Consider the following 21,935-nt stretch of genomic DNA (forward strand, 5'->3'; position numbering starts at 1 on the left):
TGCAAAAGAAAAGAGACAGGATCATGGCTCCCCGTCTCTCAAACTTTTACAGTATAAGTATAACACAGATTTTTGTTTAATTGGTTTAATCTTTCAGAATTGCACTAATTTTCTGTGACACTCTCCCTTTGGTATAACCAACATTCTCCCCTGCATCCTGCAATCGCATTCCCTCCAGAAACACCATCTCAATTATCTGCCGGTCCGTACTGTCCGGGATCTCTCTGACAAACTGCTCGATCTCCAGCGCAAGCTTCTCGCATTCCTCCTTCCGCTGCTGTCTGATCTGCATGCGCCTTGAGATCATATCTGCTTCTCTCGGCTCATCCATCTGGACACTGAAATGCTCCTCTATGTACGGAAAGTCATGACTGGAACCCTTTACCTTGCCGATCACAGTCGGTATGTCAATCGCCCGGTCCTGCAGCTTGTCTATTGCCTTATCAAGGCTGGCTATCTCTTTCTTCAGCGCCCGGTATTGCTTTAGTTTGTCTCTCGTCATTTCCATCGGTATCCCCTCCCTCCCGGCGTAGCTGCTATCTGTATATTTTCGCCTTCTTTTCCCGCATCTGGCAGAGCTTTATGCGGATACCCATTCAGGCTTTCGCATAGCGCATAGTCTTTGTTCACCGACAAAACCTTATATTTTCTCTGCTTTCCGTCCTCTTCTTTTAGTGCTGCATTTACCGGTATCTTATGCCGCAGTATGATGATATCACCCTTGCGTAAATCACTTAGTCTGGCAATCCTTATCTTCTCCATCTCACACCTCCGAATAAAACCTTGCAGCCTGCTGCACCTCTGTGCGTTCCAGTGCCTGCTCCGGCGTGATTCCGCGATCTGCGGCGTATCTGTTTACGTATTCCCGGAATGCCCGGTTGAACATGTATTCATTCTGCATTTGTTCATCTCACCCTTCCTCTAACTCGTAAAGCCCTGTATCTGTTCTTAAATACCGCGTCCCCGTCTCCTGATCCAGCAGCACCGTCCCTTCATAATCGCTCTCGATCACAATGTATTCCGGCTCCACTGGGTGCGCTCCGCCTGCAAACAGCAGAGCTGCAAGTATCAACAATATACATTTAATCATCCATCATCACCCTTTCAAATTCGATTACCCATACCCAAGGATTTGCGTCCCAGTCGTATTTGTCCAGATCCTTCTTAGGGATGGTGGAATTCCATAGTTTTGCAAATTCTCCTCTTAATGTCGGAAGATGAAACAATGGATCCGGCTCATCCGACGTACTTCCATAGCATCCCTCATTAGCTGCCTGCTGCCACGTGATATCCTGTAACTGCTCTACTCGCACACTCGTCACTTCCAGGAAGATTCTGGCTGCTTCTTTAGGCATGTGGATGGATGGTTTCCAGCGTCCACACCAATAATCCTCCGGCAAATCCGCTTTATACATATACCCACACACTTTATCCGACTCTTCATCCGAGTGTAATGGTGCCCATGTTTCCCGGACATACAGATAATCACCTGCTTTGAAAGGCGACTCAATTTCAAATTGTCCACTCATTACTTTTATACCCTCGACACTACCTTCGATGTTGCTCGGTTGTGGTTTGATCACCCGCCGCGTTACTGTCTTTCCGCCATCCAGAATCGCCTGTACCATATCAGTGTTAAATAAGATTGGCTTTGCAACCTGCAACAATCCCGCTCTGCTCATAATGCTTCTCCCTTCTCTCTCAGCTCTAGCAGTACCCTGTGCACATATCTCCTACTTACTCCCAGCCTGTGCGATATGTCTTTCTGGCTGACATGCTGGCGTAACATTTCGATGATTTTAGCTTTTTGGTTCATTCTGATCTTCCTCCCACAAATAACAATTAATCCGGCAATACTCCCCGTACCTTGGCTTAATTGTGCAGTTTCTTTTTCTCCCGCAATTATTGCAATCATTTAACATTCTGATATTCTGGCTATGGATTTTGTATCCATAGCATTCGTTTACGGTGCCAATCTCCCGGTACTGTTCCAGCTCCTCCAGCGCAGTGACAGCGGTTTTGAGCCGAAGAATGTTTTTGCAGCAATTGTCTCCATCCGCATCATTACTTGTCTCCATGAAACCATTTATAACGCTTATCCTGTGTTTGCATTCTTCGATATGACTCTCGATCAGTTCCGTTCTCTGAATCTCATCCATCATTCTGTCTCCTTCGGTCTCCCCCACTGGGATCCACCCATTATCCAACTTGTCAGTATTACTTACAGGTTCATCTTCCATGTGGGAGCAGATAATTTCCTGGCATTCTTTGTATGCTTCTATAAATGCTTCCGCTGTTTCGTTTGCTATTACATCCAGCCTATCGCATGGACATGAAACCATTAATTCCTTTGCTTTTTCAATTTTTTGATCAATCTCCTCCAAAATCTGCTCTAAAATATTCATTCCCCTTCCTCCTGTTCAGATATCAAGCCGCATCTGATGCCATTCTGGTTCAAAATTCATCCAGAGAACCTCTGTTGCCTTTTTCCTTGCTTGTGTAATACTGATTGTTTCTTCTCTATGCCAGCCTGCCAATCTGTCATTATACAAATCATTGTCGTATCCACTCAGCAGCACCGGGCCTTTGTGAGAGATCAACACATCCAGTAATTCTTTATGAGCCCGGTCGTCCATCTCGTATCTATACTGTTTGCCGTGCCTGGTGGAAAGGACATAGGGCGGATCTGCATAGATCAGGACGTTACTGTAATCAAAACGCTCAATTACTTCTACTGCTGCCCGGTTCTCGATCTGCACTCCCCGAAGCCGCTCTGCCGCCTGTAAAATCTTATCCGGCAATACACGCCAGTTTTGTGATGCATAAGCTCTTTCCCGTCCTTGGATATCATTTTTCCACCCATTCTTATCTCTTGTCCGGAACCCATATCCCATATTTGATTGGATCAGGAAATTTACTGCTTTCTCGAAACTACCTTCGGGCATTTCTGCGTATGTGCTGTCATATATCTTCCTGGAATATGGCGTCCAGTAAATTTCATAGGCCAGCCGTTCTGGATCCTTCCTGACCCACTCGAACAGATTTACCGCGTTGCCATCCAAGTCATTGACTGTCTCGATGTTGGATCGTGGCTTGTTGAATAGTATCGCCCCGCTGCCGAAGAACGGTTCGAGGTAGCTGTGGTGCTTTGGAAAAAACGATATGATCCACTCTGCCATGCTCCATTTACTTCCAGGATATTTTATTACTGCCTTCACTTTCTCACCTCACATTATCCTTCCTGCATCTCCGGCAGGTCGAACAGGGATAGCTGTGCTGCAGGCACCTCATGCAAATCGCGCCTGCGGCTCGCTGTAATCAATCCGCATATTCCCTATGCGATCCCCGATTTTTAGATACGGACAGTTCGCTTCTACAAGCTTTTCTGCCATGATCGGCACCACACTGTTCCCGATCTTTGCTACCTGCTGGCAAACAGGGATTTTCCTGCCTGTATAATCATGGTCAAGAATGTAATCTTCCGGGAATCCCTGTCCCAACATCAGCTCGCGCGGTTTCAGCATCCGCAGGAAAATGTCCAAGATAACATATTCGTTTTCCAACACCGTAACCAATGCGAACCTGTCTTTTGTTACAATCGTGTGCAGCGGATCATTTAAGCTCTGTCCTGTACCGCATCCATAATATTCCATGATAAATTGTGATACCCATGTGCACTTCCGGATGATCTCACTTAATTCGCCCTGCTCCTTAATGCTGTAATCCATCCCCGCCAGCAGTTCTTCCATCGGTACCGCTAAAATATTTACCGTCCCAAAATGCCCCGTAGACGTCGTAATGGTATGTATTGGCTCTGACAGGGATTGACCGCATCCGCTTTTGTAGAATTTAGTCAGATAGCCCATAACCAGCGCATAGCGATTACTTGTATCAAGCGTCATGATTGGCTCCGTTACCTGCTGCCCGCGGACGTCTGATTTTGCCGTTTCTGAATGATACTGGATTAGCAAAGGGCTGATCATGCAGTGCTCGTTCTTAGTGACAATCGTGCTTAACGGATCTGTCAGCGTGCGGTTCCGGTCTTTTGTAAATCCTGTTTGTCCGATCTGCATCATATAAGGTGTAATTAGACCGTGATGCCCGCCTGTAGTTATCGTCAATATTGGATCCTTTGCATCGCTTCCAGGTGCACCATGATTGTTCCTCATCATGTAAGGTACCGCAAGCGGCGTTACCATTCCGAAACCATGTTTCTGCGTAATCGTTGGAAGCGGCTCGCCCATGCTCTGTCCGCGGAAAGTGTCTCCGCTGTGGTTTACCTGTACGATAAACGGTTCCGGGTTGTTAAATACAAATTTATCTAGCCCGTGGGCGATTCGGTTCACGGTGTTCTTTGCAAGAGGTTTCTTGCGTCCAAAAATGGATTTGCCAAAATCCCACAAATCCAGATATTTGTAAATCGGCTCCCACGGCTTCAAGCCGTTTGCGCCGCCTTTGCTGTGCGTTTTCTCCGGCCAGACGACAGGCTTTCCATCCCGCCGGAAAATTGCATACCATCGTTTTCGCGTTGTCGGTGCTCCGTAGTCTGCTGCTACCAGCTCCCGGCTGTCAAACACATACCCAAGTGATATCATTGCTGTGATAAATTTCCTGTAATCCTCTCCGGCGCGTTCTTTTATCGGGTGCCCTGCTACATCCAGCGGTCCCCACTGCTGGATTTCCTCAACGTTCTCCATGATGATGACATCGGGTTTCAATGCTTCTGCGTGCTTATGTACCGCCCACGGAAGCACGCGCTGTCCCTTTTCGCGGGGCTTTCCTCCCTTTGCCTTGGAAAACTGTGTACAGTCCGGCGATGCCCACATCAAAGCTACATGACATCCCTTTACGTATTTTTGCAGGTCAACCTCAAAAATATCCTCCGTCAAGTGGAGCGTGTCTGGATGATTGGTAGCATGAAGCCTTATCGCTTCCGGATCATGGTTGACTGCAATATCTACATGCCGTCCTGTGTATAACTCTATTCCGGTAGATGCTCCGCCTCCACCGGCAAATAAATCAATGATTAATCCTTCTCTCATTATCTTCCCTCCTCGTCAGCCGCGCCTGCAGAAGCGCATGTTTTCTGTGTGCTCCTTTCCGGTTTTATTGATCAAAATGCAACTCCATCGGCTCATGCCCGTAATATCTCCTTATCGGATTCACGGCATCTATCCACCGCACCGGGAAATCCGCCATGACCTGTAATTTGCTCGTGAGACCATTGTCATTCAGTTCTCCCTTCGGAATATCGCGTGTCAGTTCATATGCGGTCTGGACTGATGTATGCAGCACAGCCGCGATCTGTTTCGGCGATTTACCCTGTCCGTATAATTCATGTGCAGTCCCTGCTATTAAGTTTCTGTCCATTACTTTCTTTTTCCTTTTCTTTCTGCAACCTTTCTATCTCATCCATGACAAGTAGCAACAGTCCCTGTACAAACTTCGTGTTCCCATGTTTTTTAGCTACCATGTCAGCTTCCTGGATTATGCTTTTCCATACCCCGTTTGAATTTACTGATTCACGGTACTTCAGAAACAGCCGCCAGCAATCTGTTACTGTCCTGTAATATTCCTCTTTCTGTCTGCCATTCATTGCAGCTCCTCAATCCTTATGTAGATTCCGGGGATTTTTGCCCAGAATTTTTCCACAATCTCTGATGCCACCAGCGCATCGTCTTTCCAGAATCCAGCAGCAGTCATGCAATCTTTCAGGAGTTTCTGCAGATTGTCTGTATCCGGTTTTGTTATCCGGTATGCGCCGTCGTGATGTCGTCCTCTCGGAAAACACCATTTCACAGTCAGCCTTATGCCATGATCATACTTTTTCTCCGGTCTGTGCTGTACCAGATGTGCCTGCAGTTTCTGACGGGCTGCTTTTACTTCCTGTGGTTCATAAAATACCGGTTTCCCATTTACCACATGTATCTGTTTCTCTTGGTGTGTGCAGGTCGGCGGCTCCATTGCCATAAAAAATTCAGTTACCATTATTCGCTTCACCTCTTTAACGTATTAAAATCCATGAATGATCTTTTATGTCCTTGGTTGCGGGTGTGGGGGAGGCGTCGTGCGTGAGCTGTCGCACGACTCGTCCCACCCCTGCAAGGACCCCGTGAGGGGTACGAACGGAATATATATACGTAGTATATAGGTCATTCGTACCCCCTTAACAACCATGGTCATTCCTGGTCGTTCCTGTTTCCGGGAATGACCGGAATTATCATGGTCGTTCGTACATTATGCAGGTACGAATAACCATGGTTATTCCCGTTCCTGCCAGGAAGGAATTATCATGGTCATTCCTGGTCGTTCTTACTATCATTTTTTTCTTTACGGTGAATAATGCCGTTATCATAATAATAAGAATTACTGTTTTTAAGTCTTTTTTTGACTGCATCCGGTGTGATTCCAAGAGACTCCGCAAGCGCTTTTGTAGAAACAGGACCGTCCATCTCTATAGCCGAATATGCCATTTCAAATTCAAGTGCCTGTTTTTCTCTCTTACTCTTTGCGCTTTCTTTCCGTCTGTCTGCCGCCCTCTGCCACATGGGCTTATCATCTTCCGGATGTATGTCGTTCAGTGCCCCGGATCTGTCAGTCCGGTGCGCCGGATAATCAAACCACAGGTTTACGGGATCAAACTTCGGGAATTCGCGCAGCGTCCCTTCAATCCTCCATGCTGTCATTTTACGCACTCTTTCAAGCTCTTGGTCTATATTAAATTGCAGTGTTGCCATTTGTCCGGAATTCAGTTTTTCACGGCAGTACTCCAGCATTTTTGTCCTGCTGCACAAATCATCCTGTGACAGGTCGCACTGCCACGCAAAATGACTGTCAAGGTATATCTTGCATATCCTGCATACCGCTTTGTTTTCTTCCTGCAGCATAAGCGCATCATTTGTTTCCAGTTCGATCAGATCCAGAAGTGCATCTGGATCACGCGCAAACACGCCGGACCCGCTGGCGCGGTCCATTGAGCGCTTTCCGCCCTGGCTGCCCTTGCTGTGGTGATGACAGTAAATGACTGCCGTGCCAAGTTCTGTGCATATCTTGTCAAACTGGTTGCAGAATTTCGCCATCTGGTCTGCACTGTTTTCGTCCCCGGTGATTACCTTGTAAATCGGGTCGATAATGACCGCTATGTAATTCTTCTTCGCCGCCCGCCTTATAAGTTTGGGCGCAAGACGGTCCATCGGCACAGACTTTCCCCTCAGATTCCATATATCGATATTCTGGAGGTTATCCGGACGTATGCACATTGTTTTATACACATCCCGGAATCGGTGCAGGCAGCTCGCACGGTCAAGTTCGAGATTCACATACAGTACCCTGCCTTTTGCGCAATCCCATTTCAGCCACTTTCTTCCCTCTGCGATACATATGCACATTTCTATGAGCAGGAACGATTTTCCGGCTTTTGATGGTCCTGCAATCAGCATCTTATGCCCCTGCCGTAGAACATTTTCAATCAGCGGCGGTGCCAGTTCCGGCATATTATCCCATATTTCTTTCAGACCTTCCGGGTCCGGAAGGTCGTCATTCACGCTTTCAATCCATTCATGCCACTGCTCCCAGTTTTCTTTTCCAAGATTTGTGTCCACAATAAACTGCTTCCTGCCGTTTCTGAGGACACCGGGCATCCTGGACAGCCTGGACGGATTCCGGTTCTGTGTATCCACTTTCATGCCATTTTTACTGCATACATCATACAGATAATCTACCCGTTTCCTGTATTCACTGTAATCCTGCGCATCTATCTTTACGATTGCATGCAGGCTCTTTCCGCCGGAATAAACCAGACAGGCAATCGGAAGCTCCAGCTCACGGAGTATAGCATTCTGCTCCGCAAGCTCCATGCCGTCAGATTCCACCAGGGCGTACCGGAAATCCGTTACATTTTCATTGCGCACGCCTTTCCCATCCAGCGGATTGAAGCGGATCCACGCCCCTCCTTCCGCGTCATAATCCCCGATAACATCCCCGATATCACCGTCACGGCATTCTGACAACGCTTCTATGAGCTGCTCTGCGGTACGGTCGTAATTCCCCTTGTCTTTAGGCACATGGCGGCCCTTTTCATTTTTCCAGCTTTTTGAAACATACCCGACATTTTCCCCGGCCTCAAACAGTGTCTCCAGATATCTTATGAGCTGCCCTGCAGGATTCCATTCCGCCGGTTCAGCAATGTCTTTTCCTTCCAGCCAGTTCCTGTCAACTACCATGTGCGCATCATCATACCGGATGGAATCGTCCCAATCCAGTTCATGCCCGGTATCCGGTGCCCATCCATGTTCTTTCGCGAGCTGCACGATCGTACCCGCCGTGACAGGCGTACTGTTTCCGCGAAACCCGCTCCACTTCCGCTCACATTCCCCTATATGGTAGCGGCTGTCATTCCTGCTCCATTCGTCCCAGACAGATACGTCAAAACCTTCTTCTTTCAACGCCATCCCAACAGCACACCACTCCGTATAGCTTAAGCATGCCGGATTTAAAGAATCCAATGCTCCAAGCAGATATTCTTTATTGTCATACATAATTCTTACCCTGTTATATCCTTATGATTTTTCTGCGCCATGATAACTTTTTCAAATAACCGTCTGTCCCGTATTTGGTCTGTATTCCTGCGGGCTGATTCCAGCAGGTGTCCGCCATCCATTAGCGGCAATCCTGTCAATAAGATTCTTTGCAGAATCAAAATCCCATGTCCCGACATGCCGGAATCCCCGTCCTTCCAGAAAACGGATCTGTTTGGGTGTTGTCAGCCCTTCCGTCCGGCGCCTGTCCAGACGGTCCAGAAGCTTCGCCGCCTTTCCTGCATTCTCAATCACATCCGGAAGAATGCCCAGTTTTTCCAGTGTCTTTTTCTGTCTGTCGGTCGGCGGTCCCATCTCCCATCCGAATGCAGGCACATATCCGGAAAGGTCTTCCGCCTGTATGCTCATTTCAAACTGCAGCGGGTCCACCAGCTTTTTCTTGCGCATGCGCATTTCTGCAAGCTGCTTCGCAAGCGATTCCTCACGCTGCGCCACAACATCTGCAGAAGCCGTTTTCTCTGCTTCTTCTATATCTACCGGACAGCCCGCCGTGCTGATATTCTCCGTCATTTTTCTGGCTACCTCTTCATCCTGGCAGATAAGGCTTGCCGGATGGCAGAGTTCGTGGCGTTCCGTGTGCCATAAAAAGTCCAGGACGAGCAGGCTGTCCTTACCTGGTGCCAGTCTCGTACCACGCCCCACCATCTGACTGTACAGGCTGCGTACTTTTGTAGGACGCAGTACAATGATGCAGTCAACGTCCGGGCAGTCCCAGCCTTCCGTAAGCAGCATGGAGTTACAAAGGACGTTGTAATTCCCTCTCTCGAATTCTTCCAGTATCTGCGCACGGTCTGCGCTGTTTCCGTTTACCTCGGCAGCTATAAAGCCGCTGTCATTCAGTATCTGGCAGAATTTCTGGCTTGTTTTTACAAGCGGAAGGAAGACAACCGTCTTCCTGTCCATGCAGTATTTCCGCATTTCCTCCGCGATCCTGTCAAGGTACGGATCCAGTGCTGTCCCTATGTCTCCCGCTTTGAAATCACCTGCCTGTACGCCTACACCAGTTATGTCCAGCTTCAGAGGCAGCGTCAGCGCCTTAATCGGCACCAGGTATCCGCTTTTAATGGCTTTCGGAAGGGTATATTCATATGCGAGTGATTCGAAATACTGCCCCAGATTTCGCATGTCTCCCCTGTCGGGCGTAGCTGTCACGCCAAGCACATGTGCTTCTGGAAAATGCTGCAGCACCTTTTGGTAACTATCGGAAAGGCAATGGTGCGCTTCATCTATAATGATGGTGTCAAAATAGCCTTCTTCGAACCGGCTGAGCCTCTGCTCTCTCATCATGGTCTGCACAGAACCCACAGCAATGCGGAACCAGCTTCCCAGACAAGTTTCCTCTGCCTTTTCGACCGCGCACCTCAGTCCGGTTGCTTTTGCAATCTTGTCAGATGCCTGCTCTAGCAGCTCGCCGCGGTGCGCAAGGATGAGCACCCGCTCGCCCCGGCGCACGCATTCTTCTGCTACTTTTGCGAACACGATCGTCTTGCCGCAGTTATGTGTGATGGTAAAATCATCCAGGAGATACCGGTTATCACCGTCGACGGTAAAACCGTAATATTTTCCTGTCCCCGCTTCTTTTACAGTAAACCCTGTTCTCAGAACATCTTTTTTCTGCATTCTTGCGGAAGCTGTTTTTCTTTTAACCCTACACGGAATAGCGGAGCAGTCCCCGCTTATGCTTACCCGGTAATAAATGCCTTCGGCATCACCGCATTTTTTTATGCAGGGATTCATGTAGGCCGCAATTCCGAGCGACCTGCATATAAATTCGACATCAGCTGCCAGTGTCTCAGACTTTGAAATAAAGTCATATCCGGGTGCCGTCCTGTTGTAAGAACCGTCTGAATCAAGCAGCCCCGCAAGAATTTCATATCTGACAGAACTGTCCGCTGTTTTATAAGCATATGGCACATGTTTATCTACTGCGCCTTTTCTGCGTATGCCGGCTTGCACAAGATCCCTGTGCAGCCTGCTTCCGTTTCTTCCCAGTGCAGAGCTGTCGTCTGATACAAACAGATATGTCATCGCTTTTCCGGCCTCTTCTTCGCGCAGATGCATATTGTATTTTTTTGCCTGGTAATGGAGTTCTTCCACTACCTCCGTATCCGGTGTCGTGACACTTATGCTGTTTTTTACATTGCCATCCCCGAGCAGGATTCCAAGAAAATATGGATCAACTGGCAGCCTGGTCTGCTCTGAATCTGGAAACTTCCAGATAAATGCGCATCTCAAAAGCTTATACAAATGCTTTTTATAACTGCTCCAGCCAAGCCACTCATTTACTGCCACATCTATGATTTCGCCGCCCTTATTCTGGCACGGATATAACGGATTCTTTTTTTCATTTGTACGCACCAGGGTGAGTTGATGGCTTCCCGTAACAGTAAAGGGCTTCCCTTTTACTGGCATAATCCTGTACAGTCTGTCCGTCCCAGACGTAACAGCCAGAACCCGTCTCACTCTTCCATCCATGCCAAGCAGATGATCTCCTGCTTTTATATTTTCGACTGCCAGGATTGTTCCGTCTGCCATTAAAAGTTTTTCGCCTTCTGCATGGCATCCTGTTGGAAGTACAAGCAGCGTCTTCTGTATCCCCTTTTCCCATTCCTCAAAGATTGCATTCTTTGCTTCTATCTGGTAATCTCTCAGTTCCATGTCTCCTGCCCCTTAAAATTTACCTGCCTCAAACCTTTTGGGTTCTTTCGGATAAAGCTTATCAATATGGTTATATTTTTTTGACGGATCATTCCTGTCCGGTGAAAGAATGACATGCGCCCGTCCCGTCAGTCCCGACAGTGCATTCCAGTTCATTCTCAGTTCTTCCCCCTTTTTCTTAAGTCCCACACTGCAGAACAGCTCCGACAGTTTCCATTCCATTTTCGAATGAAGAATAAAATTTTCGCGGATTGTCGCCATGCCGCCATCCGGTCCAGTTACATTGAAAAATACTGTTGCCATGTTGCAGGGCGGCAGTTTATCGCTTCCTTTCGACCTTCCTCGCTCAAAATGGTCAATTACAAAATCATAGTCTCCTTCCGGCAACTCCACAAAGCTGCTGTCATTCTGTATGCTGTCATTCCAGTCCAGTTCTCTTCCATCTGCATTCATTTTCTGCTTCCTCCTTAATCAAACGGTATCTCTTCTTTTTCTTTCATGTCTTTAATCATTGCATGCACCTGTGGCCATGCCCCGACCAGTACCCCGGAAATGAAATCCGCCGGGTAATCCTTTACCGGCATATCTGACGGAAAGTATCCGCGCGCCGCGACCACGTTTTGGATATCCCATTCCAGCACTCCGTGCATCTTCATGAGATCGCGCAGGGCTTTCGGTATCTGCGGATCCGGTTCGGGGAAATCATCCCCACCAGTACCGCAGCCGGGCAGCGTCATCTGTTCTCCATCTGCTGGAATATCCGGTACCTTTCTTTCCGTCTCCGTTTCATCTTTTTTCTGGTCATGCTGTTCCTGCACGTTACTGGCACCATATTCCTGCCTTGTTGTCGCGTTCTCCGTCCGGGAAGTTTCCCGGACAGGGGCGGTGTTTTCCAGAATATGCGCAATGGAGGCATACTCAAACGGCACCTCATCCGGCAGCCCATACCGGTTTTTTGCATCCCAGCACGGATGATGGTTCGTATACATTACTCTTGTACCGCCCTGGGCCTTATGCTTTTTCCCTTTGTCATCTGCCGCAACAGAATAGGTTTTGTAATTAGCAAACAGCAAAGCATCGCTCCACTCCTTCACCAGTGGAGCCGTCTGTGATGAAGTCTTTTTCCCAAGCTTCAGTTCCCACCGGTCGTAAGCTCCCATCTCGTCCGGCTGCTCAAACTTCCGGATCTGTGCATGGGCCGTCAGCACCACGTTCACTCCGGCATTGACTACTTCTTCCAGGCTGTTCAAAAATCTTCCAAATTCTTCCTTTACATAAACATAGCCCATCCCATATCCGAAGCTTTCAAGTCCATCTTTGTGGTGTTTTGCGCATATATGCTCCACACACATCGCTTCGGCCCAATCTATCGTATCAATTACGAGTGTCCTGCAAATATCTGGATTATTTTTTACATAATTAATCTGCTCTAACAGCATTGTCCAGCTCGTGGGTTTTTTAAATCTTGCAACATCCATTTCTTTAGTACTTCCCTCGGTATCAATAAACACAGGGTCTGGAAACTGGGCGGCAAAAGTACTCTTGCCAATACCTTCTGGCCCATAAATTGTGATCTTTTTCGCAGAAGGAATTTTCCCTTTAATAATCTGCATTAGCATACCTTCTTTCTTCTATTATTTGCTTGAATCTTCATAGATACAAACCTGCAATTATCTGGTGAATATGGGCCATCAACATCAATTCTATCTATAGTGCACATTCCTCTTGGTGCCATTTCATCGTATCCATGATTCAATGCCCACTTCCGAAACTCAGCATAATCATGCTTCCACTCATCACATACATAAATACCTCTTCCTCCGTAATCTTGATATCTATTGTGATTAGGATTGCGACAACGTTCAGTCATGCCAAGCCAGACTCTATACAAGCGTTCTCCTTTTCCATTCTGAAAACTACCACCATGTTTTTGATTAATATGCTTTTCCGTAAAATATTCGCTACGAGCACATCCACAACTCCTTGTACTTCCTTTACGCAAACTATTTGCGTATACTGCAATCAGTTGACCACAATCACATCTGCACATCCACTTCACAGCGATTGCTCCATTTGAATATACCTTATCTGACTCGCGCCAAAGTACAGTCAGCTTTCCAAACCGCTGTCCGGTCAAATCAATAAGTCTTCCCATTCTCATATCACCGCCTTCTATCTTTTCTTTTTTTTGCCTTGCTTTTTCAGCTCTCTGTCCTTTTAAAAATCCGATTTTAAAAAGAATGTATGAGCCATTGATAAAATTGTTCTGACAATGTTCCGCCAATTCTAAAAATTCCGAACATCGCAAGTAATAATTTCCGCAATCTACCGCCATTGCTTTTTTAACTAATGCCTCTAACCTTTTGCTCATATATTTCCTCCTTCAACTACATACGAATTGTATGTATTATTATTTTCTATAATATAGTACAATATGTATGTAATGTCAAGATTATTTTTTTTCGGAGGTAAGTTATGGTCTTCAACAAAAGGCTTCGAAAGACACGTATGAAAAATGGTTTTACACAGCAAATAATGGCTGATAAATTACAAATATCTTTAAATGCCTACCAGAAATACGAACAGGCAGAACGCTCGCCGTCGCTTGAATGTTTAGTCCGTATAGCTGATATCCTAAATGTTTCCATTGATTATCTGCTTGGTCGTGATGCTTTTCTTATATCTTGCGGAGTTCCCTTTGATGAAGATTAAATAAATCTTCCAAAGCATCCCAAATTTCAAAATCACCCGTCCGAGATCCTTGTTCTATTTTCTGGTAATATACGAGACTGATCCCTAGCTGATCTGCCACCTGTTGCTGCGTCATGCCCGCTTTCTGGCGGGCTTCTTTTAAATATTTTCTCACTATCAAAATTCACCTGCTTTCCATGTTGTTTTTTTCTCTTCCATGACGGGATGCTCCTGCCCTTCTATGTATCCGTCACTGATGATGACGGAGCACTCATCCCCGGTGGATACCCTTGTCGCAATAACCTGTAATCCTTCCTTCGTAAGCCACTCCCCGAATTCTTCCAGGGTAACAGGGTCCATCTGCTCTAATTTATCCATCAACACAAAACCGCACTCCGGATTCAGCTTCCGCACAATAGCTGTGGAAACCTTCAGCTGGTCAGCACCGGACATGTTATCCCATTTCTGCCCTTTGTAAATAAGTTCCCCTTCAGCAACCGATAATCCAGGCAGCGGAAGTTCCGCATGGTCCAGCAGGGCAGCCTTCTCTTCCCGTACCTTCGTAATCTGCCCGGTCAGCTGATTATACTGACGTTCATAATCACGCGCATCCTCTTCCGCTTTATCTTTGTCCAGGTTTGCACGGACTTTACGGTTTATCTCCTCGACATTAGCAAGATCAGCCTCCAGTTCAGCAGTGGATTCATCCTGCAGTTCTTCAGCCGTTTTCCGGGCAGTCTCTATGTCAGCCGCGATTTTTTCCCGTTCAGCCCTCATTTTTCTGAGCTGTTCTTCCATGCCGGCAATCCTGCTGTCCATTTCTTCGGACTGTGCCTGCATCTGCTGCAGGGCATTCCGTTTTCGCTGGTTCTCGCCGTTCCGCGCCAGGATCTCCTGCTGCCTGCGGATAAGTTCCGTCGGGGACACCAGTTCGCGCGGTGCATCGGGATAAAAGACCTGCTCCCTGGCATATTTCTTTTTCTGATCTGCGATACGCCCGACTGCCTGCCGGTCACTATACAGCTCTGCTTCTTTCTTTTCCAGTGCTGCGACCTGGTCACCAATACCAATAAGCCGGAGAAGCGTTTCCGCTTTTTCTTTCCCGGATGAATTCATAAATTTCGGAAGATCCAGTGCAAGCTGTTCAATAAATTCATTCAGAAGCTGCTGCCCTGCCTTTTTCCCGGAAGGATCTGTTACTTTCAGATCACTGTTTTTCCCTTTCCGCTCTACGACCAGCCCATTGTTCATTGTAATGCGTATGTATGGCGGGATTACTGAACCTTCCCGCTGCGCACATGACGGTCTGTATCTATCCCCTCCGAGTGCCCATGTGATGGAATCCAGCACAGATGTTTTTCCCTGTCTGTTATTCCCTCCAATAATAGTCAAGCCATCCTGGGCAGGCTCGACTTTTACGGCTTTTATCCGTTTTACATTTTCGATTTCAAGTTGGTTAATTTTCAGCGACATATGGCTCCTTTCCGGCACTGCACCCCTGGCAGCCTTTGAAATTCTCCATCCTCAGTTTTTTCAGTTTAATCTTCCTCATTATGCGTACCTCCTGATAAGATCTCTTCTTTCACCGCTTCTCCGATTTCCCCGGCAATCATCGCAGCTTCCGCTGCTTTTCCGTCAGCGAGCGTGAGTGCTGTATATTCAAGCAGGTTTGCAATTCCGTTAAAGATACTCCTGGCATTTCCAGTAACCAAAAAGTTTATTCCAGGATCCCCCGCCTCATGCGCTATACTCACCCGGAATGTCTCGAGGTCTTCCGCACTGATGAGGAAATTTTCATGCTCTCTGCCAGCAGAAGCTTTTTCATCTGCAGCGAAGTTTCTCTGTTCCGCCGGCTTGTCCCCGTTTTCCCTGCCGGAACCGGATGCATTTTCCCTGTCCTCATTTTTTCCGCTAGAACCGGATGCGTTCTCTGCTCCCGCGCCTTCTCCTGCTCCAGACATTTCCTTGATGATCTTATCTGCGCATTCATCTGCCACTTTCTCCGGGTCGGCGCCCTCACAAATCTTTACTACTCCCATTAAAATTTCTCCAAAAATACTTTTTCATGACTGTCCTTTCCGTGCTATAATGCACTCGTGATATTATTTTGCTGCCCTGGCGGTTCTCCTAAAACCCCGGGGCATTTTCCATGTTCCTGTCACCATGGGATGCTCTTCCGGCAATTCCAATATTCTCCCCGCCGTCAGACGGCCTTTTAACAATCTGACCTGTCTGCTTGTCAATGATATGTACTTCCCGCTGTTCAAGTACGCCCTTGTCAATGATGTGCAGGTATCCATTGTCCTCATACCGCACCATCCACTTTTCCGGATCCAGACCGGCGTCCGCAATAAGCTTTTTCTGTGCCAGTGTTGGTTTCTTCGGCTGCTTCACGCTCTCACCTCCTCTGTTAATGGTTCCTTTCCGATGCGGATTTCTTCCGGCAGGAGATTGTATATACTCTCATCATCATCCGTATATATATATTCCTCTTCTCCATCGCTGTACGTCCAGTGATGGTAGCTGTGCATCCTGTCTGTAATACATGCAAAGCTGGTGCCTTCTCCTCCTGCATTTATGCTTATATGGATCCCTCTCGCCTACGCTTCCCGACTTACAGCAAGCTCCATGTTCCGCAACCATACAGCAAAATCCCTGTCTGTCATGTTTTCTGTCCTCCTTATCTCCCGACTACCATGCGCAGCTTTTCCATGCCGTCGCATGTCTCTGACGGTACCCACTGCGGCTCTCCGTCAAGCGTGTATATCTGCAGCTTTCTCTCTGGCTCCTCTGTACGGCGGTGTTTCCGTATCTGCGCGCTCCCGAAGCGATCTTCCGTCAATGCCATAAATCCCGATGCTGTAACGGAGAATACCATCGTCCCGGCAAACAGCAGGGAGCAGATCTCCATGCTGGAACAAACGCCGAGCAGGAATACTGTCCCGCCGCCCAGAAGCAGCCCGGTCGTGATCGCGGCATAACTGCGTAAATACTTTATGTATTTCATTGCGTGCCTTCCTCCCACAGATCCAGATCCTCAAGAACCTGCTTGATCAGCGTCCCGAAAATATATGTCATCGCATTCTCCCGGAGCTTTGCAGCGCGCTCTCTGACGCTGTGTACCCTTCCGGCTTCTACCAGCATCACCTCTGTCGGACCAAATCCGGCGCTGTCTGTTGCGTCAAGACCTGCATACATTCTTTTCTGCATTGACTCGTCCTCCTTTTCCGTCATCTCTTGGAAGCGCCGTCGGATACTTCTCTATGAATCTCTCCAAATCGCTCCCACGTATCTTTTTCTGCCCCAGATTCAGATACGGTAATTGTCCTGTGTTCATCAGCTCATACACCGCTGAAACATTTGTCAGCAATATCTGCGCTGCCTGTTTGACTGTGTATAATGGTTTATATGCTTCTACCATTCTGCCCCTCCTTCCTTTCCCGCTGCATAAATTTCATCCTCCCTAACATTTAAAGCCTTTGCCAGTCTCGGGATGTCACACGCTTCAATCAAGCGTCGACCATGTAGCATGTCGCTCAGTTCCTGTGCTGTGTATCCTGCCTTTTGCGCTAAATACAGATTTTTAAATCCCTTTTGAACAATCAGTGTCCTCAGACCGCTTGCAAAGGGCTCGTTCGCTTCTGCGATGGTCAATTCTCTCTCACCTCGCTTTCTTGTTGCCTTTTGCTATTCTCCGTCTTATACTGTAGACCAGACTGCCATCTGGAATACTGTAGAAAGGAAAATATCGCAATGGACAAAGAAAAGATTCTTCATGACCTTTCTATCGCATACTTGCTGTACCAAAACATTACTACTGATGCCATGCCATTAACGCTCGAACAGTTTTATCAAGAATATGATAAATTGACATTCGAATTTAAACCGATTATTGACCACTACAATCAGTAGGAAATTTGAAAACAGTAAAGGGTTTGTGATGCTCAAATCTTTTGCTGTTTTCCTTTATGGAATGTTCTAACATTTTAGGAAGCATTTCAGCCTCTCCCTGCGTAAATTCTCGCTCTTCCATTCCATTAAGAATCTCCTGAATATACTGGTTTACTCTCGTCATTCTCTCACCTCTTTTCTTCCGGCAACCTGGGTTCAAGAAACGTTCTTTCATTTGACTTTACACGTGACGCTCTTACTCCATGCGTAAAATTGCTATCCTGCGCTCTCTTCTCTCATTGCTTTCTCGATCTCACATCTACTTTTCAAAATATCCAAATTCGCCTTTGCAATCACAAGGCTTTGCGGATCGTGCTTCGCCAGCAACTCTGCTGTTTCTACCATTTCGGCGATTTCATTCTTTTCTTTTTCTGACATTGTCTCACTTCCTTTCTGGTGGTATAATTAAAAAAAATTGGAGGGTTTATCATGGATAAAATCGACAGCAATTCCATCAAAATACTTACATTTCTGTACGATGCTGACTCGAAAACAGTGCGTGAAATAATGAATAAATTTCAGTTGCATGCGGAATCAAGACGGGATTACATATACGCCCTGCTCGAATATTTTGTGGACGAAGGATACCTTGGCATTATTACAGACCAGAACCGTTATGTTTTAAGACATAATGTGCGTTCCTATGTCCATGAATGCGCTTTGAATAATCGTGAAACGATTCTTCCAACTTACTCCGTGTACCTCCTTCCTGCTGGAAGGGCTATCGTGGAAAGCAGCAGAAGAAATAAATGGTATTTTCTCGCCCCATTGGCAATATCAATTATTTCAGCGGCAATATCTGTCGGTTCCTTGCTGTATCAAGTTTTTGATAATGCTCCTATTTTAGTAGAGTTAATATCCCGATAAGTATCGGCGTATAAACCACAATTGTTATGCAGACAATCTTTGCCTTACACAAAAATGCTTCCCGCGCCAGATTTACCTTTACTATTGACCTTTCTCTGTTTTCTTCAATCACATCCGCTTCCTGTATAAAATGTCTTCTGCAGCTCTGGTATATATTGTTTTTCCAAGAGATTTTTCCATTTCCCATTTCGAAAACGGTCTGTCCTTCATACCAGACAGGGTCTCGAAGCGCCCCTGGCTGGAAAGTCGGCTGATAAGCATCGATGTTATTTTCTTCATTCATTTTTTCACCTCCTCTATTTGTATCGCCTCTTTTCTCTATTCTTTCTTACGGATTACGTAAGTTTGGTTTAAAAAAAATTCTCCCTGCACGTTCTGGCGGTATATTTAATGCGCTCATCAATTTCTCAATAACAGTTGTTGATGGTTTTATCTCATCATTCAGAATTTTCGATAAGGTATTTCTATCGACTGATGAAACCTTTGAAAGGTCAACGATTTTATCCAGCTTTTGTTCAACCATTATCTTTTTTAATTCTATTACATCTACTTTGTATTGCATTGCTTCTCCCAGCTCTCCTTTCTTACGTTTTTCGTAAGTTTATGTTACCACTATAAAAATCATGTGTCAATACATTTCTTGCAAAAATAGTAAGTTTTTTCTTTTTACGCATAAATTCTATTGCATTTTGCGTAAGAATATGATAGCATATTAACTATAGAAAGTGGGGGTGACAGAAAATGGCAATATGGAACGAACGTATCAAACAAAAACGAGTAGAAAAAGGTATTACTCTTGCTCAGATAGCCGATGCGCTAAATGTAACAGAAGCTACCGCGCAGAGATATGAAAGTGGAAGTATTAAAAGTGTACCATATGAGCATATGTGTACGTATGCCAAAATATTGAATTGTAGTCCTCAATACTTAATGGGATGGGATGATGACGTTGGCGATTCTATATCAGATTATTTTAACAAAACTTTGAATGAAATTCTTTCAGCCATAGAATCATTAGGATATCGAATTCAAAGATTCTATAAAAATGATTCCATAAAAATAAAATCAGAAAATGATGAAATAATCGCCTCTACTACAGAAGGTGAGTTAGTTAGTAACTATGAAAAAATCAGATTGGAAAGTATGCGTAGAAATATTTCTAAAATAATTCCTCTAAAGGCTTTAGATACAGAAAAGGAAAGCTATCAATTTGAAAGTATAATAAAAAAATATCGTTCCCTCGACCAGCACGGTAAAGAAATGGTTGATTTCACTTTACAAAAAGAATGGGAGCGTTCCACCAAAATTATTGCCTTTGAGACACCCGCTTTGAATGCAGCAAGCGAACGTCCAGATGTTACCAGTGAAGATGAGGCACAAACAGACAGCGTTATGAAAACTGATTCAGAGTGGGAGTGATTTCATTGACCTACGAAGATTTACTTTTGGAAGCCGATTCCGAGAAGCTGATTGTTCGCGAGAAAAACATTCCCGGATACAACGGAAGAATATATAAAAACAGAATTGCGATTAATAAAGATATCAAAACCTCAACCGAAAAAGCCTGCGTTCTCGCAGAGGAGCTAGGACACTATTACACTACTGTCGGCGATATCCTTGATCAGTCGGATGCCGGTAACCGCAAGCAGGAATTCCGCGCAAGACTACATGGTTATAACAGAATGGTAGGCTTGATGGGAATCATCAGAGCATATGAGCATGGCTGCCGGAATCTCTATGAAACAGCAGAATATCTGGAGGTAACAGAAGTATTCCTGCTGGAAGCACTGTCAGCATACCGAAGTAAATATGGCATATGCAAAGAGCTGGACAACTATATTATTTTCTTCGAGCCACAGCTTGCCGTGCTGAAGAAGTTTGAGGATTGAATTGGTCTGATATTTTAACAAAATTTACCATGAAAAGGAGAATTGTAATGAAAGTTGGAATCAGAAAACCAAGCATAAAAAAATCCATATCTGCACGAACTACCGGGAAAGCAAAAAGAGCTATTAAAAAAGCGTTGATTCCTGGATACGGCAAAAAAGGAACCGGATGGATTAAAAATCCGAAAAAAGCAGCATACAATAAAATTTACAATAAAACTACTTTTGGTTTAAAGGATTTATTTAAATAAAATCCTTGTGACAATAGAAATGCTTAACCTTGACAACATAATATGCTTAACCGGGCAGCCGGGAGGGCGTGCATATCATCCGCCTGAGTCTTGAGAGGAGGATGATGCTTATGAGTACATATGAGGAATTCATGATTATACTGACCATAGGTCTGCTGATAGTTGCGATTCTGAATCTGAAAAATAAGTAAGCCGCCCTGTCCCTGGAAAAGATAGGCGGCTTCACTTAGCTTATACTTCGCCGGGCGGATAGGTGTGCTCTATCTTCCGGCTGTCTTGTTAAGTATATTATACGCCAGATAACCGCATTTGTCAAATGCAAAACCGCCCCTGCGCCAACAGGAACCGGCTACGATAACAAGGAGATTTTTATTTTATGAACATGGACGAATATATCAAGAAACGCTTAGAACCACAAATTGATTGGTATGATAAAAAATCAATCCATGCCCAAAAAAGATATAAGCAATTTCAAATAGCAGAAATTATTCTTGCAGCCTGCATTCCCTTATTATCTGGATATTCGCGTAATTCAACTTGTATTGCTTTCATTGTAGGTGCATTTGGAGCTATTATCGCCATTATAGAGGCAATTACAAAACTGAACAAATATCATGAAAATTGGATTCAGTACCGATCCACTTGTGAGTTATTGCGTTATCAAAAAAGTTTATATTTAACAAAATCTTCTCCATATAATCCTATTGATGAAACCATTGACAACATTTTTGTGAAAAATGTGGAAAACATTATTTCCTCCGAAAATAATCAATGGAAGGTAACAAACATTATGGAGGAAAGCAATAATCCAGATAAAGCTAAGTGACCGGTTCATATGTTTTATTGAAAATATCAGGTTTGCAAGGATATCTTTCACCATGTACACCTGTTATTATCCAGTCACCCGGAGAAGCTTTCATTTCACCTTCCAGAGTATGTATTATTTCTTCATGGTCTATTTGATAGGCTTCAACGATTACTGGTTTTTTTCGGAACTTATTAACTTTTTTCACACCATACACCTCCTCATAATA

General features: G+C 45.5%; 37 protein-coding genes. 7 read left to right on the plus strand and 30 right to left on the minus strand.

Going from position 1 to position 21,935, the window contains the following annotated elements; genetic code table 11:
* Positions 1 to 85: 85 nt before the first annotated feature.
* From ACLU9Q_RS11740 to ACLU9Q_RS11820, 17 genes are all read right to left on the minus strand, one after another.
* Positions 86 to 508, minus strand: coding sequence for a sigma factor-like helix-turn-helix DNA-binding protein (locus tag ACLU9Q_RS11740; protein WP_296834983.1), 423 nt, complete (start codon positions 506 to 508; stop codon positions 86 to 88).
* Complete coding sequence (locus ACLU9Q_RS11745) at positions 499 to 762, minus strand: hypothetical protein (RefSeq protein ID WP_296834985.1); 264 nt, start codon at positions 760 to 762, stop codon at positions 499 to 501. The genes ACLU9Q_RS11740 and ACLU9Q_RS11745 overlap by 10 nt, the downstream gene beginning before the upstream one ends.
* Position 763: 1 nt before the next feature.
* Positions 764 to 901, minus strand: a complete 138-nt coding sequence (locus ACLU9Q_RS11750) for a hypothetical protein (protein ID WP_296834987.1) — start codon at positions 899 to 901, stop codon at positions 764 to 766.
* Positions 902 to 910: 9 nt separating this feature from the next.
* Positions 911 to 1,090 carry a hypothetical protein gene (locus ACLU9Q_RS11755; protein ID WP_296834988.1) on the minus strand — a complete coding sequence of 60 codons (180 nt, stop codon included), beginning with the start codon at positions 1,088 to 1,090 and terminating at the stop codon, positions 911 to 913.
* Positions 1,083 to 1,682: a hypothetical protein gene (locus ACLU9Q_RS11760; protein ID WP_296834990.1), complete on the minus strand. Its 600-nt coding sequence runs from the start codon at positions 1,680 to 1,682 to the stop codon at positions 1,083 to 1,085. The genes ACLU9Q_RS11755 and ACLU9Q_RS11760 overlap by 8 nt, the downstream gene beginning before the upstream one ends.
* Positions 1,679 to 1,915 (minus strand): helix-turn-helix domain-containing protein, encoded by a 237-nt coding sequence (locus tag ACLU9Q_RS11765; protein ID WP_412625281.1) that lies wholly within the window; start codon positions 1,913 to 1,915, stop codon positions 1,679 to 1,681. The genes ACLU9Q_RS11760 and ACLU9Q_RS11765 overlap by 4 nt, the downstream gene beginning before the upstream one ends.
* Entirely contained in the window at positions 1,800 to 2,405 is a 606-nt protein-coding gene (locus tag ACLU9Q_RS11770) for a hypothetical protein (RefSeq protein WP_296834992.1), read from the minus strand. Before ACLU9Q_RS11770 ends, ACLU9Q_RS11765 begins: the two co-directional genes overlap by 116 nt.
* Before the next feature lie 15 nt (positions 2,406 to 2,420).
* The gene (locus ACLU9Q_RS11775; protein ID WP_296928478.1) at positions 2,421 to 3,218 is read right to left on the minus strand and encodes a DNA adenine methylase; all 798 of its coding nucleotides are present in this window, start codon (positions 3,216 to 3,218) and stop codon (positions 2,421 to 2,423) included.
* A 69-nt stretch (positions 3,219 to 3,287) separates the two neighbouring features.
* The gene (locus ACLU9Q_RS11780; protein WP_296834998.1) at positions 3,288 to 5,042 is read right to left on the minus strand and encodes a DNA cytosine methyltransferase; all 1,755 of its coding nucleotides are present in this window, start codon (positions 5,040 to 5,042) and stop codon (positions 3,288 to 3,290) included.
* A 64-nt stretch (positions 5,043 to 5,106) separates the two neighbouring features.
* A complete protein-coding gene (locus tag ACLU9Q_RS11785) occupies positions 5,107 to 5,370 on the minus strand; it encodes a helix-turn-helix domain-containing protein (protein ID WP_296835000.1) in 264 nt (87 codons plus the stop codon).
* On the minus strand, positions 5,336 to 5,596 hold the full coding sequence (locus ACLU9Q_RS11790; protein ID WP_296835002.1) for a hypothetical protein: 261 nt from the start codon (positions 5,594 to 5,596) through the stop codon (positions 5,336 to 5,338). The genes ACLU9Q_RS11785 and ACLU9Q_RS11790 overlap by 35 nt, the downstream gene beginning before the upstream one ends.
* On the minus strand, positions 5,593 to 5,988 hold the full coding sequence (locus ACLU9Q_RS11795) for a RusA family crossover junction endodeoxyribonuclease (RefSeq protein ID WP_296835004.1): 396 nt from the start codon (positions 5,986 to 5,988) through the stop codon (positions 5,593 to 5,595). Before ACLU9Q_RS11795 ends, ACLU9Q_RS11790 begins: the two co-directional genes overlap by 4 nt.
* Positions 5,989 to 6,296: 308 nt before the next feature.
* The gene (locus ACLU9Q_RS11800) at positions 6,297 to 8,537 is read right to left on the minus strand and encodes an AAA family ATPase (protein ID WP_296835006.1); all 2,241 of its coding nucleotides are present in this window, start codon (positions 8,535 to 8,537) and stop codon (positions 6,297 to 6,299) included.
* 51 nt (positions 8,538 to 8,588) lie between these two features.
* Positions 8,589 to 11,255, minus strand: coding sequence for a DEAD/DEAH box helicase family protein (locus ACLU9Q_RS11805; RefSeq protein ID WP_330490508.1), 2,667 nt, complete (start codon positions 11,253 to 11,255; stop codon positions 8,589 to 8,591).
* Positions 11,256 to 11,267: 12 nt separating this feature from the next.
* Positions 11,268 to 11,708 (minus strand): hypothetical protein, encoded by a 441-nt coding sequence (locus ACLU9Q_RS11810; RefSeq protein WP_296835008.1) that lies wholly within the window; start codon positions 11,706 to 11,708, stop codon positions 11,268 to 11,270.
* A gap of 14 nt (positions 11,709 to 11,722) precedes the next feature.
* Positions 11,723 to 12,874 (minus strand): ATP-binding protein, encoded by a 1,152-nt coding sequence (locus ACLU9Q_RS11815; protein WP_330606315.1) that lies wholly within the window; start codon positions 12,872 to 12,874, stop codon positions 11,723 to 11,725.
* Entirely contained in the window at positions 12,868 to 13,626 is a 759-nt protein-coding gene (locus tag ACLU9Q_RS11820) for a hypothetical protein (RefSeq protein ID WP_296835013.1), read from the minus strand. The genes ACLU9Q_RS11815 and ACLU9Q_RS11820 overlap by 7 nt, the downstream gene beginning before the upstream one ends.
* A gap of 104 nt (positions 13,627 to 13,730) precedes the next feature.
* Between ACLU9Q_RS11820 and ACLU9Q_RS11825 the strand changes: the two genes are divergently transcribed.
* Entirely contained in the window at positions 13,731 to 13,967 is a 237-nt protein-coding gene (locus ACLU9Q_RS11825) for a helix-turn-helix transcriptional regulator (protein ID WP_334295198.1), read from the plus strand.
* Here ACLU9Q_RS11825 and ACLU9Q_RS11830 read toward each other — a convergent pair.
* The 10 genes from ACLU9Q_RS11830 to ACLU9Q_RS11875 all read right to left on the minus strand — a co-directional run bounded on the left by ACLU9Q_RS11830 (position 13,933) and on the right by ACLU9Q_RS11875 (position 18,275).
* Entirely contained in the window at positions 13,933 to 14,121 is a 189-nt protein-coding gene (locus ACLU9Q_RS11830) for a helix-turn-helix domain-containing protein (protein WP_296835018.1), read from the minus strand. The two genes, ACLU9Q_RS11825 and ACLU9Q_RS11830, sit on opposite strands and share 35 nt — an antisense overlap.
* 2 nt (positions 14,122 to 14,123) lie before the next feature.
* The gene (locus tag ACLU9Q_RS11835) at positions 14,124 to 15,419 is read right to left on the minus strand and encodes an AAA family ATPase (protein WP_296835015.1); all 1,296 of its coding nucleotides are present in this window, start codon (positions 15,417 to 15,419) and stop codon (positions 14,124 to 14,126) included.
* Between the two features lie 65 nt (positions 15,420 to 15,484).
* Positions 15,485 to 15,985 (minus strand): hypothetical protein, encoded by a 501-nt coding sequence (locus tag ACLU9Q_RS11840; RefSeq protein ID WP_412625282.1) that lies wholly within the window; start codon positions 15,983 to 15,985, stop codon positions 15,485 to 15,487.
* A gap of 88 nt (positions 15,986 to 16,073) precedes the next feature.
* Positions 16,074 to 16,340, minus strand: a complete 267-nt coding sequence (locus ACLU9Q_RS11845) for a DUF6906 family protein (protein ID WP_412625283.1) — start codon at positions 16,338 to 16,340, stop codon at positions 16,074 to 16,076.
* 286 nt (positions 16,341 to 16,626) lie between these two features.
* Positions 16,627 to 16,953 (minus strand): hypothetical protein, encoded by a 327-nt coding sequence (locus ACLU9Q_RS11850; RefSeq protein ID WP_296906621.1) that lies wholly within the window; start codon positions 16,951 to 16,953, stop codon positions 16,627 to 16,629.
* Complete coding sequence (locus ACLU9Q_RS11855) at positions 16,950 to 17,156, minus strand: hypothetical protein (RefSeq protein ID WP_296906624.1); 207 nt, start codon at positions 17,154 to 17,156, stop codon at positions 16,950 to 16,952. Before ACLU9Q_RS11855 ends, ACLU9Q_RS11850 begins: the two co-directional genes overlap by 4 nt.
* Positions 17,128 to 17,367 (minus strand): helix-turn-helix domain-containing protein, encoded by a 240-nt coding sequence (locus tag ACLU9Q_RS11860; protein ID WP_296906628.1) that lies wholly within the window; start codon positions 17,365 to 17,367, stop codon positions 17,128 to 17,130. The genes ACLU9Q_RS11855 and ACLU9Q_RS11860 overlap by 29 nt, the downstream gene beginning before the upstream one ends.
* Complete coding sequence (locus ACLU9Q_RS11865) at positions 17,361 to 17,600, minus strand: helix-turn-helix domain-containing protein (RefSeq protein ID WP_296906630.1); 240 nt, start codon at positions 17,598 to 17,600, stop codon at positions 17,361 to 17,363. The genes ACLU9Q_RS11860 and ACLU9Q_RS11865 overlap by 7 nt, the downstream gene beginning before the upstream one ends.
* A 235-nt stretch (positions 17,601 to 17,835) precedes the next feature.
* Positions 17,836 to 18,021, minus strand: a complete 186-nt coding sequence (locus tag ACLU9Q_RS11870; protein WP_298515576.1) for a hypothetical protein — start codon at positions 18,019 to 18,021, stop codon at positions 17,836 to 17,838.
* A gap of 92 nt (positions 18,022 to 18,113) precedes the next feature.
* Positions 18,114 to 18,275, minus strand: coding sequence for a hypothetical protein (locus ACLU9Q_RS11875; RefSeq protein ID WP_298515579.1), 162 nt, complete (start codon positions 18,273 to 18,275; stop codon positions 18,114 to 18,116).
* A 51-nt stretch (positions 18,276 to 18,326) separates the two neighbouring features.
* Here ACLU9Q_RS11875 and ACLU9Q_RS11880 point away from each other — a divergent pair, with 51 nt between their 5' ends.
* The gene (locus tag ACLU9Q_RS11880) at positions 18,327 to 18,764 is read left to right on the plus strand and encodes a hypothetical protein (protein ID WP_298515582.1); all 438 of its coding nucleotides are present in this window, start codon (positions 18,327 to 18,329) and stop codon (positions 18,762 to 18,764) included.
* On the opposite strand, the gene ACLU9Q_RS11885 is transcribed toward ACLU9Q_RS11880, so the two are convergent.
* Together ACLU9Q_RS11885 and ACLU9Q_RS11890 are read right to left on the minus strand one after the other, a co-directional pair.
* The gene (locus ACLU9Q_RS11885) at positions 18,736 to 19,047 is read right to left on the minus strand and encodes a hypothetical protein (protein WP_298515585.1); all 312 of its coding nucleotides are present in this window, start codon (positions 19,045 to 19,047) and stop codon (positions 18,736 to 18,738) included. The two genes, ACLU9Q_RS11880 and ACLU9Q_RS11885, sit on opposite strands and share 29 nt — an antisense overlap.
* A gap of 45 nt (positions 19,048 to 19,092) precedes the next feature.
* Positions 19,093 to 19,326 carry a helix-turn-helix domain-containing protein gene (locus ACLU9Q_RS11890; protein WP_302226802.1) on the minus strand — a complete coding sequence of 78 codons (234 nt, stop codon included), beginning with the start codon at positions 19,324 to 19,326 and terminating at the stop codon, positions 19,093 to 19,095.
* 179 nt (positions 19,327 to 19,505) lie between these two features.
* Here ACLU9Q_RS11890 and ACLU9Q_RS11895 point away from each other — a divergent pair, with 179 nt between their 5' ends.
* From ACLU9Q_RS11895 to ACLU9Q_RS11915, 5 genes are all read left to right on the plus strand, one after another.
* Positions 19,506 to 20,183: a helix-turn-helix domain-containing protein gene (locus ACLU9Q_RS11895; protein WP_302226804.1), complete on the plus strand. Its 678-nt coding sequence runs from the start codon at positions 19,506 to 19,508 to the stop codon at positions 20,181 to 20,183.
* A 5-nt stretch (positions 20,184 to 20,188) separates the two neighbouring features.
* Positions 20,189 to 20,653: an ImmA/IrrE family metallo-endopeptidase gene (locus tag ACLU9Q_RS11900; protein ID WP_302226807.1), complete on the plus strand. Its 465-nt coding sequence runs from the start codon at positions 20,189 to 20,191 to the stop codon at positions 20,651 to 20,653.
* A 47-nt stretch (positions 20,654 to 20,700) separates the two neighbouring features.
* Positions 20,701 to 20,901, plus strand: a complete 201-nt coding sequence (locus ACLU9Q_RS11905) for a hypothetical protein (protein WP_296928332.1) — start codon at positions 20,701 to 20,703, stop codon at positions 20,899 to 20,901.
* Between the two features lie 101 nt (positions 20,902 to 21,002).
* Complete coding sequence (locus ACLU9Q_RS11910; RefSeq protein WP_302226811.1) at positions 21,003 to 21,092, plus strand: putative holin-like toxin; 90 nt, start codon at positions 21,003 to 21,005, stop codon at positions 21,090 to 21,092.
* 185 nt (positions 21,093 to 21,277) lie between these two features.
* The gene (locus tag ACLU9Q_RS11915; protein WP_296928334.1) at positions 21,278 to 21,727 is read left to right on the plus strand and encodes a DUF4231 domain-containing protein; all 450 of its coding nucleotides are present in this window, start codon (positions 21,278 to 21,280) and stop codon (positions 21,725 to 21,727) included.
* Here ACLU9Q_RS11915 and ACLU9Q_RS11920 read toward each other — a convergent pair.
* A complete protein-coding gene (locus ACLU9Q_RS11920) occupies positions 21,720 to 21,914 on the minus strand; it encodes a hypothetical protein (protein WP_330606287.1) in 195 nt (64 codons plus the stop codon). The genes ACLU9Q_RS11915 and ACLU9Q_RS11920 overlap by 8 nt on opposite strands.
* Positions 21,915 to 21,935 lie beyond the last annotated feature (21 nt).

It is taken from the genome of Marvinbryantia sp., from assembly GCF_047017445.1.
In the GTDB taxonomy this organism is placed as follows: Bacteria; Bacillota; Clostridia; order Lachnospirales; family Lachnospiraceae; genus Marvinbryantia.

Bases quoted from the DNA above. Each gene is read 5' to 3' on its own strand.
- ACLU9Q_RS11750 (WP_296834987.1), bottom strand. From the start codon at position 901: ATGCAGAATGAATACATGTTCAACCGGGCATTCCGGGAATACGTAAAC.
- ACLU9Q_RS11820 (WP_296835013.1), bottom strand. From the start codon at position 13,626: ATGAGCAAAAGGTTAGAGGCATTAGTTAAAAAAGCAATGGCGGTAGAT.
- ACLU9Q_RS11910 (WP_302226811.1), top strand. From the start codon at position 21,003: ATGATGCTTATGAGTACATATGAGGAATTCATGATTATACTGACCATA.
- ACLU9Q_RS11840 (WP_412625282.1), bottom strand. From the start codon at position 15,985: ATGGGAGTAGTAAAGATTTGTGAGGGCGCCGACCCGGAGAAAGTGGCA.
- ACLU9Q_RS11825 (WP_334295198.1), top strand. From the start codon at position 13,731: ATGGTCTTCAACAAAAGGCTTCGAAAGACACGTATGAAAAATGGTTTT.
- ACLU9Q_RS11860 (WP_296906628.1), bottom strand. From the start codon at position 17,367: ATGGTAGAAGCATATAAACCATTATACACAGTCAAACAGGCAGCGCAG.
- ACLU9Q_RS11810 (WP_296835008.1), bottom strand. From the start codon at position 11,708: ATGAATGCAGATGGAAGAGAACTGGACTGGAATGACAGCATACAGAAT.
- ACLU9Q_RS11905 (WP_296928332.1), top strand. From the start codon at position 20,701: ATGAAAGTTGGAATCAGAAAACCAAGCATAAAAAAATCCATATCTGCA.
- ACLU9Q_RS11855 (WP_296906624.1), bottom strand. From the start codon at position 17,156: ATGCAGAAAAGAATGTATGCAGGTCTTGACGCAACAGACAGCGCCGGA.
- ACLU9Q_RS11850 (WP_296906621.1), bottom strand. From the start codon at position 16,953: ATGAAATACATAAAGTATTTACGCAGTTATGCCGCGATCACGACCGGG.
- ACLU9Q_RS11785 (WP_296835000.1), bottom strand. From the start codon at position 5,370: ATGGACAGAAACTTAATAGCAGGGACTGCACATGAATTATACGGACAG.
- ACLU9Q_RS11915 (WP_296928334.1), top strand. From the start codon at position 21,278: ATGAACATGGACGAATATATCAAGAAACGCTTAGAACCACAAATTGAT.
- ACLU9Q_RS11780 (WP_296834998.1), bottom strand. From the start codon at position 5,042: ATGAGAGAAGGATTAATCATTGATTTATTTGCCGGTGGAGGCGGAGCA.
- ACLU9Q_RS11805 (WP_330490508.1), bottom strand. From the start codon at position 11,255: ATGGAACTGAGAGATTACCAGATAGAAGCAAAGAATGCAATCTTTGAG.
- ACLU9Q_RS11895 (WP_302226804.1), top strand. From the start codon at position 19,506: ATGGCAATATGGAACGAACGTATCAAACAAAAACGAGTAGAAAAAGGT.
- ACLU9Q_RS11765 (WP_412625281.1), bottom strand. From the start codon at position 1,915: ATGATTGCAATAATTGCGGGAGAAAAAGAAACTGCACAATTAAGCCAA.
- ACLU9Q_RS11880 (WP_298515582.1), top strand. From the start codon at position 18,327: ATGGATAAAATCGACAGCAATTCCATCAAAATACTTACATTTCTGTAC.
- ACLU9Q_RS11745 (WP_296834985.1), bottom strand. From the start codon at position 762: ATGGAGAAGATAAGGATTGCCAGACTAAGTGATTTACGCAAGGGTGAT.
- ACLU9Q_RS11815 (WP_330606315.1), bottom strand. From the start codon at position 12,874: ATGCTAATGCAGATTATTAAAGGGAAAATTCCTTCTGCGAAAAAGATC.
- ACLU9Q_RS11835 (WP_296835015.1), bottom strand. From the start codon at position 15,419: ATGTCGCTGAAAATTAACCAACTTGAAATCGAAAATGTAAAACGGATA.
- ACLU9Q_RS11870 (WP_298515576.1), bottom strand. From the start codon at position 18,021: ATGACGAGAGTAAACCAGTATATTCAGGAGATTCTTAATGGAATGGAA.
- ACLU9Q_RS11740 (WP_296834983.1), bottom strand. From the start codon at position 508: ATGGAAATGACGAGAGACAAACTAAAGCAATACCGGGCGCTGAAGAAA.
- ACLU9Q_RS11885 (WP_298515585.1), bottom strand. From the start codon at position 19,047: ATGAATGAAGAAAATAACATCGATGCTTATCAGCCGACTTTCCAGCCA.
- ACLU9Q_RS11795 (WP_296835004.1), bottom strand. From the start codon at position 5,988: ATGGTAACTGAATTTTTTATGGCAATGGAGCCGCCGACCTGCACACAC.
- ACLU9Q_RS11770 (WP_296834992.1), bottom strand. From the start codon at position 2,405: ATGAATATTTTAGAGCAGATTTTGGAGGAGATTGATCAAAAAATTGAA.
- ACLU9Q_RS11890 (WP_302226802.1), bottom strand. From the start codon at position 19,326: ATGCAATACAAAGTAGATGTAATAGAATTAAAAAAGATAATGGTTGAA.
- ACLU9Q_RS11755 (WP_296834988.1), bottom strand. From the start codon at position 1,090: ATGATTAAATGTATATTGTTGATACTTGCAGCTCTGCTGTTTGCAGGC.
- ACLU9Q_RS11760 (WP_296834990.1), bottom strand. From the start codon at position 1,682: ATGAGCAGAGCGGGATTGTTGCAGGTTGCAAAGCCAATCTTATTTAAC.
- ACLU9Q_RS11800 (WP_296835006.1), bottom strand. From the start codon at position 8,537: ATGTATGACAATAAAGAATATCTGCTTGGAGCATTGGATTCTTTAAAT.
- ACLU9Q_RS11790 (WP_296835002.1), bottom strand. From the start codon at position 5,596: ATGAATGGCAGACAGAAAGAGGAATATTACAGGACAGTAACAGATTGC.
- ACLU9Q_RS11875 (WP_298515579.1), bottom strand. From the start codon at position 18,275: ATGTCAGAAAAAGAAAAGAATGAAATCGCCGAAATGGTAGAAACAGCA.